Annotated in this window: 9 protein-coding genes; 4 read left to right on the top strand and 5 right to left on the bottom strand. The window is 60.2% G+C overall.

Going from position 1 to position 13,781, the window contains the following annotated elements; translation table 11 throughout:
- The first annotated feature begins 2 nt into the window (after positions 1-2).
- Positions 3-896, top strand: a complete 894-nt coding sequence (locus Q0K10_RS06185) for a dihydrodipicolinate synthase family protein (RefSeq protein WP_366942969.1) — start codon at positions 3-5, stop codon at positions 894-896.
- Positions 897-989: 93 nt separating this feature from the next.
- On the opposite strand, the gene Q0K10_RS06180 is transcribed toward Q0K10_RS06185, so the two are convergent.
- The 3 genes from Q0K10_RS06180 to Q0K10_RS06170 all read right to left on the bottom strand — a co-directional run bounded on the left by Q0K10_RS06180 (position 990) and on the right by Q0K10_RS06170 (position 8,072).
- Positions 990-1,586, bottom strand: a complete 597-nt coding sequence (locus Q0K10_RS06180; RefSeq protein ID WP_294504643.1) for a prepilin-type N-terminal cleavage/methylation domain-containing protein — start codon at positions 1,584-1,586, stop codon at positions 990-992.
- Positions 1,587-1,708: 122 nt separating this feature from the next.
- Positions 1,709-6,889: a glycoside hydrolase family 2 TIM barrel-domain containing protein gene (locus tag Q0K10_RS06175; RefSeq protein ID WP_294504641.1), complete on the bottom strand. Its 5,181-nt coding sequence runs from the start codon at positions 6,887-6,889 to the stop codon at positions 1,709-1,711.
- 25 nt (positions 6,890-6,914) lie between these two features.
- A complete protein-coding gene (locus Q0K10_RS06170; protein ID WP_294504638.1) occupies positions 6,915-8,072 on the bottom strand; it encodes a GntR family transcriptional regulator in 1,158 nt (385 codons plus the stop codon).
- Between the two features lie 329 nt (positions 8,073-8,401).
- Here Q0K10_RS06170 and Q0K10_RS06165 point away from each other — a divergent pair, with 329 nt between their 5' ends.
- Both Q0K10_RS06165 and Q0K10_RS06160 read left to right on the top strand, forming a co-directional pair.
- The gene (locus tag Q0K10_RS06165; protein WP_294504636.1) at positions 8,402-8,569 is read left to right on the top strand and encodes a FeoB-associated Cys-rich membrane protein; all 168 of its coding nucleotides are present in this window, start codon (positions 8,402-8,404) and stop codon (positions 8,567-8,569) included.
- A complete protein-coding gene (locus tag Q0K10_RS06160) occupies positions 8,566-11,052 on the top strand; it encodes a heavy metal translocating P-type ATPase (RefSeq protein WP_294504634.1) in 2,487 nt (828 codons plus the stop codon). The genes Q0K10_RS06165 and Q0K10_RS06160 overlap by 4 nt, the downstream gene beginning before the upstream one ends.
- Positions 11,053-11,822: 770 nt before the next feature.
- On the opposite strand, the gene Q0K10_RS06155 is transcribed toward Q0K10_RS06160, so the two are convergent.
- Positions 11,823-11,972 carry a hypothetical protein gene (locus Q0K10_RS06155; RefSeq protein WP_294504632.1) on the bottom strand — a complete coding sequence of 50 codons (150 nt, stop codon included), beginning with the start codon at positions 11,970-11,972 and terminating at the stop codon, positions 11,823-11,825.
- Between the two features lie 129 nt (positions 11,973-12,101).
- On the opposite strand from Q0K10_RS06155, the gene Q0K10_RS06150 reads away from it, so the two are divergent.
- Positions 12,102-12,779, top strand: a complete 678-nt coding sequence (locus Q0K10_RS06150) for a fructose-6-phosphate aldolase (protein ID WP_366942968.1) — start codon at positions 12,102-12,104, stop codon at positions 12,777-12,779.
- A gap of 73 nt (positions 12,780-12,852) precedes the next feature.
- On the opposite strand, the gene Q0K10_RS06145 is transcribed toward Q0K10_RS06150, so the two are convergent.
- On the bottom strand, positions 12,853-13,746 hold the full coding sequence (locus Q0K10_RS06145; protein ID WP_294504627.1) for an AraC family transcriptional regulator: 894 nt from the start codon (positions 13,744-13,746) through the stop codon (positions 12,853-12,855).
- Positions 13,747-13,781 lie beyond the last annotated feature (35 nt).

Below are 13,781 nucleotides of genomic sequence, written 5' to 3'. Positions count from 1 at the left end.
GCATGGAACATCTGACCGGGCTCATTGCAGCCCCGCACACCCCGTTCGACAAGAACGGAGAAATCGCCTGGGATGTCATTCCGCAGCAGGCGGAGCTGCTGATCCGCAAAGGGCTGACCGGCGCCTACATCAGCGGCAGCACGGGAGAAGGCATCTCCTGCTCGGTCGAGGAACGACTGAAAGTCATGGAGCTCTGGCACAAGGCGTCGCAGGGGAAACTCAAACTCATCGTCCACACCGGAGCGCTTTCGCTCAAGGATGTCGAGACGCTCGGACGCAGAGCCGACGAACTCGGAGTTTTCGCCGTGAGCGTGGTTCCTGCGAACTACTTCAAACCGGCGAATGTGGATCTGCTCGTGCGCTACTGTCAGAAAGCGGCGTCTTTCTCGCCGCACTGCCGGTTCTATTACTATCACTCGTCGCTTTCGGGAATCAACCTCTCGATGCCGGAGTTTCTTGAAAAAGCCGACGGGGTCATCCCGACACTCGCCGGGATCAAGTTCAACAGCATGAATCTCTACGAGTACCAGCAGTGCCGCCGGGTTCTCGGCGGAAAATATGACATCGTCTACGGAACGGATGAATTCTATGCCGGAGCGCGGGCGCTCGGCGCACGAGGATTCATCGGCAGCACCTACAACTACCAGTCCGATCTCTATTTCGAGATCGAACGCGCCTTTGACCGCGGAGACTGGGAGGCGGTCGAGGCCGGGATGAGCAAAGTCTGCCGCGGCGTCGATTTGCTGGTCCGCTACGGCGGTGTCGCCTGCGGCAAGGTGCTGATGGCGACGCAGGGGATCGACGCGGGCGACCCGCGCCTGCCGCTCGCCGCTCTGACCGCCGAACAAAAACAGTCGATCCTCCGCGAATACGAGGAGATCATGAGCGGGAAATAACTCCGTTCCGCAACTTTCATCAAAATCAGACGGCGGCGAACCGCCTTCCCCCTGCCCGGTGGAAAGGTTCGCCACCGTTTTGCTGCCCGCACATCACGGTTCAAGGTATTTCCAGAGCGACCAGGGCCAGGTCAGACTGGCGGAACATTCCGCGTAGTTCAGATATTCGACATGCCCGTCGACACAGAGAATGTTGACCCCGTTGTTGTGTCGTCTGTCATATCCATTCTTGCCTCCCCAGCTCCAGTGAAAGTAGAGCGCCCAGGCATCGGGCTGCGGCGGAGAATCGGTCAGAATGCACTTGCCGGAGGGATTGCGCACGGCCGTGATCTTTCCTTCGCTTCCGGTTTCGCCGTTCTTGGCGTAGCTGCGGAATCTCGCGTCTCCCCGTTCCGGATTCGACGGACAATACAGCTGTTTGCTCTGCCAGCCGCCGGGAAGGCTCAGCTTGCTGTTCCACCAGTCCTGGTTGCCGTCCTTTCCCGGGGTGCGCATCGGTACGATGTAATCGGAATAGCTCATCGCGTACATCGAAATATATTTCCCGATCTGGCTCAAATTGTTCTGACAGCTGGAGCGTTTGGCCGCCTCCCTCGCCTTGTTCAATGCGGGCAGCAGCATGGAGGCGAGAATGGCGATGATCGCAATTACAACGAGGAGCTCTATCAAGGTGAATTGTCTTCTTCTCATGTCAACTTCCTTCTGGTTTAAATGGATGTCACGGATGCTGCATCTTCTCTGATTTTTTCTCCTGCTGCTTTCTTCTCCCATATTGTGTTTTATGGTGCATTTGCACGGCTTGAATTGTTCGTTCACTGATACTGCGCGACGGGTTCCCGGAGCGTCACGGCAAAGAGGAAGAGGTCGTGCGGAACATTACATCCGTTCACGAGTTCGATTCCGACGATCTTCTTCTCCGGCGTCGGGTTCTCCCACTCATAGACGAAAGCCGCGGCACTTTCCCCGTCTCCGTTCGGCGGCATCTGCCAGACGCCCGCGAGTTTTGCACGCGGCACGGGGTCGAGGCTGCCGCGCACGCAGCCGATGTTCACGCCGAAAGTCAGCGGAATCCGGGTGGAGGAACCGTCCTCGAACAGGATCCGATACTCTCCGACCTGCGATCCCGACCGGAAGCGTTCAAGTTTCCAGTTGCGATTCGCGCCGTGCAGGAAGAAGATGCTCTCGGCCTGTACCCGCGCGAGCGGCAGTTTGACCCGTTCCGGCGTCTCAGTGGTGAAGCGGTCGATCGGGGTATCGAATTCGAGCGTTCCTTTGAAGTTTCTGCGGGCGTTGAACCGGAAGAAATCCGCCGACTGCTCCCGGCTTGCGACCGGCAGACGGAACGGCACCCCGCAGAGCTCAACGTTGCCCGACGGAAACGGCCCGCCGAAATAGACCGCACGCGACGCATTCACGATCGGCCCGAGATCGACCGGTGTGTTGCGAACGGCATCCGGATCGTGATTCTTCACTTTCTTCGCCTCAAGCTGAACGTTGAGATTCGTCGCGAGCTGCGAGAGGAAACGCGCCCGCGTTCCCGCCGAAGGCACGTCCCGGTCGAGAGGCAGATTCAGAAAGAGCACGACTCCGCCGTCCGGCTTGCGGCACACCGCGTCCGCCCCGTGAGCGATCGAACTGCGAAACGGCCCGGCATCGACAAACCGGTACGGCAACTCCGCCCGGGCCGCCCAATTCAGATCTGCGGAGGTAATGCCGTTGAACAGTTCGTCGTCCGCCGAAAAATAAAATCGGTCGCCGCTCTGAAGTTTGACCTGTTCCGTTCCAGGCGCCGCTCCGGCCAGAGCGGAAGAGAGTTTGCCGACCACGGCCTCCGGCGCATTGAATACCAGAATGTTCCGGGCGCGTGAGGCGGCTTTTGCGACCGCGTCCGTCCCGAGTTTTCGCAACGCCTCGCCGGTGATGGCCAGCGTCTCCGCTTCCGGCAGTTCGGCGGCACTTTTCCAGCCTGCGTCGAGCAGGATGCCGGCGGAGAAGTCCTCGTCAGCACCAAGCACGGCCCCCGGTTCGAGACGGGTTTCCGGCGCGGAGAGCGCGTACGAGATCAGCCGATGCAGCAGTTTTTCCGCCTGCGGCAATAAAACGGCATTGGCCGTCAGCTTCAGGTGATTGACCAGATAGAAGCCCTTTCCGAAAGGAAGTTCCCAGAGATACGTTTCGGCACAGTTTGCCCCTCCATCGACCAGGATGCGGAAATTGCCGTTCTCCGGCTTGCCGGTGACTCCGTCAGTCAACGCAAAATCGCGTTCCCAGTACCGCAGTTCGAGATCGTCGATCCCCTCTGTAACCGGATGAGCGCCGCGCACGAAACCGATGCAGGAGATCGCCTCGGAATCCCCGTTCCAGATCGCGTCGGACGGCAGACACATCGTGCCGCGCACCCGTTCCGCCAGAATGACCCGGCCTCCCGCAGCAACGAGATCGGCCAGGGTTTTCGCATATTTCTGAAGTTCGACATCGGAAACCGACGGGGAGACCCAGAGTGCCGGACGCCGCGCGGATTTAAGCTGCTCCGGCGAAGAGACCGCCGCAAGACGGAGACCGCAGCGTTTCGCAAAAGACGCAAGTTCGCCGAGCTCGCCCCAGACATGCAGCGTCCCTTCCAACTGCGGCAGATCGGCCGGCGGCGCGATCAGGAACTCCGTCTCATCACGGAACACTTCCGCGCCCTCGGAATTGCACGTCGTGGTGACGAGCTTCGCTTTTCCGGAGGCGTTTTCCGGAATATCCAGAACGGCGGAACTCTCCGCGAGGGTGCCGCCCGGACTGCTGAAGTCAAGCCGGACATCGGCGACCGGGGCGCCGGACTCCGAAACCAGCTCCAGCCGGACGTTTCCGCGGAACGGCCGTCCGGAATCCTCGAACAGCACAACCGGAATCTGTTCCTTCCTCCCGGCCTGAAGCACGGGGTTGCGGAATTTCGGATATGCTCCGACATCGCGGAAATCGCGCGACAGCTCCTTCACAAACACCGAATCAAGGCCGACATAGAAGACATTCGGGCAGAAGAGCAGCACATTCTGTTCGCGCTCGGCGCGGGTGCGCAGCGCCCAGTCGCGAGCGAGCATGCGCAGGTTTTCGCGCTTGCCCTCCGGCGTGTTTGCAAGCCGCGCCCGCAGGGCGGTCTCGCCGAAGAGCATCGACAGATCCACTCCGTCGCCGGGAATCCGCTCCTCGCCGTATGCGAGCGGCTTTTTGCCGACGGGATTGTAACTTGTGAAATTCTCGCGGTAGAGCTTGTTCGGCAGGATCGACGGGTTCCGCGTCCAGTAGAGTGTACGTGGAAATCCTTTGTTGTCAGCAGGATAGTGGATGTTGTAAATATCAAGTTTCCCCCAGGCGTCGCCGAAGCCGCTGTGCTGAACCGGGCGGCTCGGATCGAGCGCCTTGATCCGGTTCTGCACCTCAAGCAGAAAATCCATCGTCTTGCGGGGACGCGGAGTGATCCAGTGTTCGAACTCGTTCGATCCCGACCAGATCACGATCGAAGGGTGGTTCCGCAGCGTCCGGACAAACCGGTCGATGTGTTCGAGACTTGCCTGGTTCGCCGGGCGATGCGCCAGCGCCGCCTCCGCGATAATCAGAAACCCCGCCTCATCGGCCGCATCGTAGAACGCCCGGTTGAAGGGCTGGCAGTGGAGGCGCCCCGCATTCAACCCGTTTGCCAGCAATGTTTCAAAGAGTTCGCGGTCGTTCAGGGAGCGCCCCTCGTAAGAACGGCGGAACGTCCACTCCCCGATGTGCGCCCAGGGCCCGCGAAGCCGAATCTTGCGGCCGTTCAGAAAGAGGCTGTCCCCCCGCAATTCGACCGTGCGGAACCCGAAGCGAACCGGCGCCGAAACCTGGCGGCCGCTCCCGGCATCGAACTCGACATGGGCAAAATAGAGATTCGGCTTGCCGATGTCCCACTTTTTCAACCTGCCGTCGGCGGGCAGAACCGCTTCCACCGGGGCGCTCGTTCCGGCGGAAACCCGGAACGGGATTTCGCTGCGCAGAAGTTCCCGCCCCTCCGCGTCGGTCACGATGAACGCGGCCTTTCCGCTCTTCATGGAAGCGGTTCCGTTGTGGATTTCAGCGGAGACGGCGACAGCGTCGGGGGTGCTCCGGACAAACAGATTTTCCGCCCGGAGCTTCGCACGTTTTTCGAAAACCGGAGGCTGCGTGATTCCGCTCGTCCACGGCGCCATCGCCCCGATCGGAAACAGAACCCTCCCCTTCGAATCATAAGCCGACCGATATCCCTCCACTTTGATGACGACTTCATGCTCCCTGCCCGGCTGCATGGCGTCGGTCAGCAGGGTTGAAACCGGCAGAAATCCTTCATGATAATTTGCAATCTTCTTTCCATCCAGATAAATCGTGGTCGTAAACGCACTCTGGGGAATGGTGAAAACAAGATCCTCTTTTTCCGGATCGATGTCAGCCGCGAGTCGGAACCGGTAGAGCGTCGCAAGCACCTCGCGTCCGGGTTCGCGCAGAATCGAGAGCCCGTTCCAGTTCGGCGCCCGGAATCCGGAGGGATCCAGTTTTGCCGCCCCCCATTTCACACTGTCGAAAATTTCGAGTTTCACCGCGTCGGGTGATTGCAGATAACTGGCGTAGATACGGTCCACGGAGCAAACGGGGGACTCCTTTCCGATCCGGTAGGAAGGAACCGGCCCGAGCATCTCCCGCTCATACGCGGCACGGTCGTTGATGAACTTCACTTCTCCGAGCTGAACCGCCCACTCCGGTTCGGTGGAGGCGGCCACCTGGAGAGTCCGGAACGGCTTGTCGCTCCACACCTCGACCGTACGTTCGCGCCAGCCGCCGCCGTCGGCCGCGCCGTCGCGCTGGCGGGGAGAAAGTTTCACGCCGTCAGCGAAAAAAAACAGTTTCGCCTTCTCCAATCCAAGCGTGTGAAGCCGAAGCGCGATCCGCGCCCCCGCCGCCGGAGAAGGCGCATCGAACCGCTTGCCCTGCGGAACGGGTTCCCCGGCGGGCGAAGCCGCTTTGCCATTGACTTTGAGCGTCAGCTCCGCGAGTTGCAGATGCCAGTAGAGTTTCCCCGGAACTCCCGTGATCCGTGCCGAAACGAAGCGGTACGGGCGGTCGCATTTCGCGGTGAATGTTTCGAGCCGATACCCCCCGGTCAATCCTCTGGCCTTTCCGGCCGGAGCGAGCTCCAGTGGAACCCATGTGCGGCCGTCATTCGAAGCCTGAACAACCAGATGCTCCTTCGCGTTTCCCTTGAGCGCACTCTGGGCGACAACTTTCAGCGTAAGTTCGCGGAACGCCCGGGCGCCGGGATAGTTCGCCAGATCAGCCGTCACCGCTCCGGTGTCGGCGTTCTGCAGAACCAGACGCGGAGACTCCAGTCCGAACTGCTGCCCCTGATAACTCTCCTGGCGCAGATTCTCGAGTTTCAGCGGCGCCTCATTCGTAAACTTCAGCACAAGCTCCCGTTCATAGCACTCCGGCGGCGGTTCGGGAAACAGCAGCGACGCAAGCTGCAACTTCCAGTAATCCCCCGGCGGCAAATCACGGAATTCAATCCGCAGATAGCGCACCGGAGAATAGGATGTGTGATGCAGAGTACTCATCGAGTATCCTCCGGTCAACCCTTTGCGCCCGCCCGCGGTCACGGCGAGCGGCGAGAAGTCGACCCCGTTTTCCGATCCGGAAAAGATCAGCCTGGAAGCGGGAGACGCATTCAGCGATCCGTGCGTCAACGCCCGGCACTCAAAATCCCCGAACGACTCCCGGCCGAACGCGCGGCTGTCGAGAGTGACGGAACCGGCCTTCTCCCCGTTGCCGGAAATCACCAGTCGATCGGAGTCCCCGAATTGAACGCCCTGGTGCGATTCCCGGCGCAGATTCTCGAGTTTCAGCGGTTCTCCGGCGCGGAACTCCACCGTGAGCGGAGCGGCCGAAAGCGTTCCGGCGGCCAGAGCGGCGAGTGCCGCACAAAACATCGGTTGCAAACTTCTCATCATCTTCCCTTTCCCCGTTCCATGGCCGTCAAATTCTGTTGCTGTGAATCAATCGTTCGGAGAGCTCCGGCGAAGGACGCCAGATCCGTGTGGTTCCGCCGATGACCAGCTCCGTGATCTGCAGCACGGTGCGGGAACGGCGATGCTGCGGATCGTTGAGCTGTCCGAACAGCTTGTCGACCGCAATTTCAGCCGACCGCTCCGGATAACTCGGCGTCGTCGTCAATTCCGGCGAGAGGATTCTGGCAATGTCCTGATTGCCGCAGCCGACCAGCGACAGATCTTCCGGAATCCGGAATCCGAGATGCAGCGCCGCCTTTGCCACTCCGACCGCCAGCCGGTCGTCACAGGCGAATACCGCGGACGGACGCGGCGAAGCCGTCAGCAGCTTGAGTCCCGCCTCAAAACCGGCTTTGATGGTGTGCGCGGCAACCGGCACGATCATGGCTGCACTCCGCGGCAGATTGTACTCTTTCAAAGCGGCCCGGTAACCGGTCTCGATGTCACCGGCGAGGCGGCTCCCGGCCGGACCCGCAACACAGCAGATGCGCCGGTGCTCAAGATCGAGCAGGTGGCGTGTCGACAAAAATGCACGGTGAATGTCATCATGAACCACCGCATCGATCTCAACCTGCGCCGGAGCATCGCTGTCAAGACCTCCGATCATGACGAACGGCTTGCGTCGTTCGCTCAACCCTTCGATCAGTGCGCGGGGCGTGTAGCCGCAGAGCACCAGTCCCGAACACCCTTCGGCCAGGCGGTCGATCTGCTCCCCGTCCGGAACTCCCGGACGAAGGCGGCAGAAGAGCTTATCGGCCTTGGCCAGTTTCGGGGACCCCTCCAGAGCGTTCAGCACGATGAACCAGTAACGGTCGTTGAGATCGATGCCCCCGAACACGATCCGGATCACCAATTTCTCAGAAACCTGCCGCGCCCCCTGCCATGCCAGAGCCGGATTGATGAAAGTGCCGCGGCGGGGATGGCGCACCAGGTATTTTTCATCCACCAGGACCTTGAGCCCCGCTTCGACCGTGATCGTGCTTACATCGAACCGGTCGCGCAATTCACGGGTGGGCGGAATCTTTTCACCAGGTTTCAGCGTCCGGTCGTCAATCAACCGGCGCAGCGTATCGGCAATCTGCATATAAAGCGGAACATCCCCCTTTTCCGACGGTAACTGCAACATTCGATCCAACGTTTCCACCTCCTGTTCCGGTTCACAACTCTAATTATGACTTAGATTCCCATCCGTGTCAAGAGATATCCGCTGAAAACAGGAAAAAACATATAAAATACAGCAAAAATGGCTAACATGCTAATATTAATGCCAATGTAAATAGATAGAATTACAGTGGGCCAAACCGGATTCCACTTTCCCGGAGAAATGCCCCGGATCGGGGTTTCCGGTAAAAAAAACTTGATTTTCCGACAGGAAGCATTATAATAATTAGAAACAACTAATGAAGCGCCGGATGGATCTGTTCTGCATCGGTGCGGGAGAGGAGAGTCGTTCAGATGGAATGGTACAGTGCATTCATTCATCACTGGGACAAGGTTCTGGTGATATTGATCGCGGTGGCGGCGATCTGGTTTCTGGTCCGGAAGTTCCGGAAGGGGGAGTGCAACTGCGGCAGCTGCGGGAAGAAGTGCCCGGCACGAAAATTCGGAAATGAAAAAAAATGAGCAGACTGAATTTTCATGTCGGCGGGATGCACTGTGCCGCCTGCGCCGCCGCTGTCGAGCGGGCGGTCAGGGCGCTCCCCGGCGCGTCGGAGGTCTACGTCAACATCGCGACGAACCGCATGACCCTCACCGCGGATGACTCGCTCGCTCCGGAAACCATCGCCGATACCGTCAAAAAAGCCGGATTCGAACCGACGCTGATCTCCACCCCCGGTTCGGCGGTTCCGGCAGCGAAACTGGAATTCGCGGTCGGCGGGATGCACTGCGCCGCCTGCGCCGCCGCTGTCGAGCGGGCGGTCCGGGCGCTTCCCGGCGCGTCGGAGGTCTACGTCAACATCGCGACGAACCGCATGACCCTCACCGCGGATGACTCGCTCACTCCGGAAACCATCGCCGATACCGTCAAAAAAGCCGGATTCGAACCGACGCTGATCTCCGGGAGCACGGCCTCTCCCGCGGCCGCGGAACGGCCGGAGGAGAAGGAGGCGGCGGAGGCACACCGTGACGCAATCCGATTCGGCGTCGCGGTCTCTTTTGCGGCTCTGCTCTGCCTTGTTGCGATGCACGGCATGTTTTTCCGGCCGCTCCTCCCGGCGGACTCGGGATGGAACGCGCTGATCCAGATGATCCTGCTGCTGCCGGTGCTCATTGCGGGAAGGAGATTTTACACGGGAGGATTCCGGGCGCTCTTTCGCGGCAGTCCGAACATGGATTCCCTGATCGCCTCGGGGACCGGAGCGGCGGTCGCGTATTCGCTCTGGCTTTGCGCGCGCGGAGAATTCGCGCATCTCTACTTTGACACGGCTGGGATGATCGTCGCCCTCATCATGCTCGGCAAATACCTCGAAGGACGGTCGAAACGAAAAGCCTCGGGCGCGATCCGCGAACTCATGCAGCTCGCTCCCGAAACCGCGATCCGCCTTGAACCCGACGGCAGTGAACGGGAGATTCCGACGGCGCTCATCCGGACCGGAGATCGACTCCGCGTGAAGCCCGGCGAACGGATTCCGGTCGACGGCGTGAATCAGGAAGGAGAAACCTGCGTGGACGAGTCGATGCTGACCGGAGAACCGCTGCCTGTCGACAAGTCTCCGGGGGATCCGCTCACCGGCGGCTCGATCAACCGCAACGGTTCGATCGTCATGCGCGCGACACGGATCGGAGAAGAAACCACGCTCGCGCGCATCATCAAGCTCGTGGAAGAGGCTCAGGGATCGCGCCCACCGATCGCCAGAGTGGCGGACAAGGTCGCGGGATTTTTCGTCTGGGGCGTGCTTGCGGCGGCGGCGCTCACGCTGGCGGTCTGGCTTCTGGCGGGGGCGGGATTCGCTGCGGCACTCGAATTCGCACTGGCAGTGATGGTCATTGCCTGTCCGTGCGCACTCGGACTTGCGACGCCGATCGCAATCATCGTCGGAATCGGGCGCGGCGCGAACTCCGGAATCCTCATCAAAAGCGGCGCGGCACTCGAAACCGCCGGAAAAGTCGACACGGTCGTTTTCGACAAAACCGGCACTCTGACCATCGGCAAACCGGAAGTATCCGAAGTGAAATGCCTCCCCGGAATCACGCCGGACGAGCTGCTCGCGGCGGCCGCCGCTGCGGAAAAAAACTCCACCCACCCGCTCGCGACAGCCATCGTCCGGGAAGCGGAGACGAAACAACTTCCGCTGCCTGCGGCAACGCAATTCGATTCGCGCCCCGGCTTCGGCGTCTCGGCCACAATCGACGGGAAACGCTGGCTCTTCGGCAACGCCAGGATGCTGGAAGCCGAAGAGATCGACCCGGAATCATTCGCTTCCCTCGCACTCCCTCCCGGAAGCTCCCTCGTCTGCGCGGCCCGCGACGGCCAGCCCGCCGGAGTCATCGCCGTCGGCGACGCCCTCAAGCCCGGCGCCGCCGATGTGATCGCCAGACTCAACAAGCTCGGAATCAAAACCTTCATGCTGACCGGAGACAACTCCGACTCCGCCCGGAAAATCGCCGGAGAACTGCAACTCTCCGGTTTCCGTGCCGAACTTCTGCCGGAAGACAAGGCAAACGCCGTAAAGGAAATACAGGACAACGGGAAGCACCTCGTCGCCATGGTCGGCGACGGCATCAACGACGCTCCCGCCCTCGTCCAGGCCGACCTCGGCATCGCCATCGGCTCCGGCACCGACGTAGCCATGGAGTCGGCCGACGTCGTACTCATGCAGAACGATCTTGCCGAAGTCACAGCCACCATCAAACTCAGCCGGGCAACCATGCGCGTCATCCGCCAGAACCTCTTCTGGGCGTTTTTCTACAACACCGTAAGCATCCCCCTCGCAGCAGGCGTTTTCTATCCCCTGCTCGGCTGGAAACTCTCCCCCGTCATCGGCGCCGCCGCCATGGCCGCCAGCTCCGTCACCGTCGTCCTCAATGCTCTCCGGCTCAGGGGAAAAGGGAATTTGGAGGAGGGCGCTTCGCCCCTCCTCCAAACCTCCTCCCAGACCGGGTAGCACCCGGGGGCGAATTTCGCAATTTTCCTTTTGTCGTCGACAAAAGGAAAATTGCGGAGATTTGCTCTCGAACGCTTCCGGCCCGGAACGAGGATTGCTGGACGGAACAAAGGGTGTGGGTCGGCAGACGCGCAACGTCAGGCGTCTGAACTCCCCCTCGCGACGTTTCCGCCCGGCACAATAAGCGCTCCCCGAACTCCCCCGCAACATTTCTGCCCGGCACTACGCCGCAGCATGAAATCCCAGACCCAACGTTGCAGCCCTACACTACGCCGCAGCACGCCTCCCCACGCCACGCTGCTCCCCGGCACTACGCCGCAGCATGAAATCCCAGACCCAACGTTGCAGCCCTACACTACGCCGCAGCACGCCTCCCCACGCCACGCTGCTGCCCGGCACTACGCCGCAGCATGAAATCCCAGACCCAACGTTGCAGCCCAGCACTACGCTACTGCACGAACTCCTCCATGCAACGTTTCTGCCCGGCACAATAAGCGCGGTAAGCGCCGCGGAGCGGATGTGAACGAACTCCTTTGCCTTGCGGCAAAGGAGCAAGGAGTAAATACGACGCAGGTGAACGCAGCGCAGCGAAGGCCCTCTGCCGCAGCGCGCGCCAGCGCGCGATGAAGAGTTGGCCGCCGAAGGCGGACAAGTAAGGCGGCAAAGCCGCCGCCGCGACCCGGGAGGGAACTTCCCCATCACCCCGCAACCGCCGCACAACGGAAAAAAATGGGGGCGCGGGGGAAAATCTTTCCCCCGCAAAAGCCACATCACCAGTTTTTCTCTAAAAACCTCGTCATCCCCCACATCCCCCACATCCCCCACATCCCCCACATCCCCCACATCCCCCACATCCCCCACATCACCCACATCCCCCACATCACCCACATCCCCCACATCACCCACATCACCCATATCACCGTTCCCTCCTCCGGACGAATTGTCTTGCAAAACAAGACAAGATCATGTATATTATGTACTTCATAAAAACAGCCGGAGCCCGCTCCGACGGCAGGCCTTCCCGGCACAGAACTGATATGAGGAATCAAATGCTTTATCTGCTCGATACCGCCAATGTCAAGGAAATCGAAAAGGCCGCGGAAGTGTTTCCGCTCGCCGGAGTCACGACCAACCCCTCCATCATCGCGCAGGAGAAACGTGATTTCTTCACGATTCTGAAGGAGATCCGGGCCGTTATCGGAGATAAGATGCTCCACGCGCAGGTGATCGGCGAAACCTGTGAAGAGATCATCCGGGACGCCGAAACTCTCCAGGAGAAAATCGGCGGAAATCTCTACATCAAAGTGCCAGTTTCCACCGAAGGATACAAGGCGATGCCCAGACTCAAACAACTGGGGATGAAGGTTACCGCAACCGCGATCTACACCCCCGGTCAGGCTCTCCTCGCGGCTCAGGCCGGCGTCGACTTCACCGCCCCGTACCTGAACCGGATCGATAACATCAGCGGCATGGGCGTCACCGTCGTGCAGATGATTACGACGCTTTTCAAGGTTCACAACATGTCTGCGCGCGTACTGGCGGCTTCGTTCAAGAATGTGCAGCAGGTCAACGACGTCTCTCTCGCAGGATGCCAGGCCATCACCATCAGTCCCGATATTCTCTGGCACCTCGCCGAACACCCGCTCACGGATATGAGCATCGAACAGTTCAACCGCGACTGGACCGGAGTCTACGGCCAGGGCAAACGAATTTACAACCTCGACTGAACAGGGAAACGGAGGAGGAAGAAGTTCCTCCTCCCTCCAGGCCTCTCCCGGAACTCCTCCCCGACCAGGCCCGTCACATCGAAGCCGGGTCGGAAAATTTCCGCCGGTATCCGCCGGGGTTGAGACCGAAACAACCGGTGAAGGCCCGGTAAAAATAGCTGAGGTCATTGAACCCGACTGCGAAACAGATCTCGGAGACCGTTTTGTCGGTCGTAATCAGCAGTTCGGCAGCTTCCTTCAGACGACGCAGACGCAGCGCATCCATGATCGTCATGCCGGAGTCGGCACGGTAGATGCGGCAGAGCCGGCTTTTATCGATACCGGTCCGCGCCTCGAGAAAATCCAGTTTGAACTCTTCACGGAAGTGGTGGTCGATCAGATGATCGATGTATCCCCGGATCGATTCAGCTCCCCGGTTCCGGAGACGCTTCCCGGCCTTGCGGGCAAGAAGAATCAACAGTTCGAGCAGGAGGATGCGGATGCGGACGCGATAATTCTGCGGCATACGGTCGAATTCGCGTTCGAGCGTACGGACAATGCGTCGGATCTCGGGATCCCCCTCGGTGATGTACAAAGCGGAGCCGCCGGTCTTCCGCCCGTCCCGGTGCATGATCGAGAAAAAGTCGAAGTCATCCTGAAGCTCACGCAGTCCGTCCCGCAGAAGTTCCGGCATGAAGAGGATGTTGTAGATTTCAAGTGCCTCGCTCTCGATCCGGAAGGTGGTCGCATCGTCGGGATGAACGAGAAACACCGTACCGGGAACGAGCGGATACCGTTCCTCGTTCACGATCTCCTCGCCGCGGCCGTCGACCACGTAGACGATCTTCCAGAACTCGCGGCGGAACCGTTTCGACTCGTTGAAGTCGGCGGGCAGGTCGAACTCACGATGGATGCTGAACGGAAATTCATCCGAAAAAAAACTGATCCGGTGATAGACCGCCGCTGTTTTTGCCGAAGTGTGTTCCATGTCATCCCGCCTTTCCCCGGGGATACCATACCACG

The sequence above is a fragment of the uncultured Victivallis sp. genome, from assembly GCF_944391105.1.
In the GTDB taxonomy this organism is placed as follows: domain Bacteria; phylum Verrucomicrobiota; class Lentisphaeria; order Victivallales; family Victivallaceae; genus Victivallis.
The sequence above is the reverse complement of the archived record's forward strand: the minus strand, read 5'-3'. Positions and strand labels throughout refer to the sequence as shown.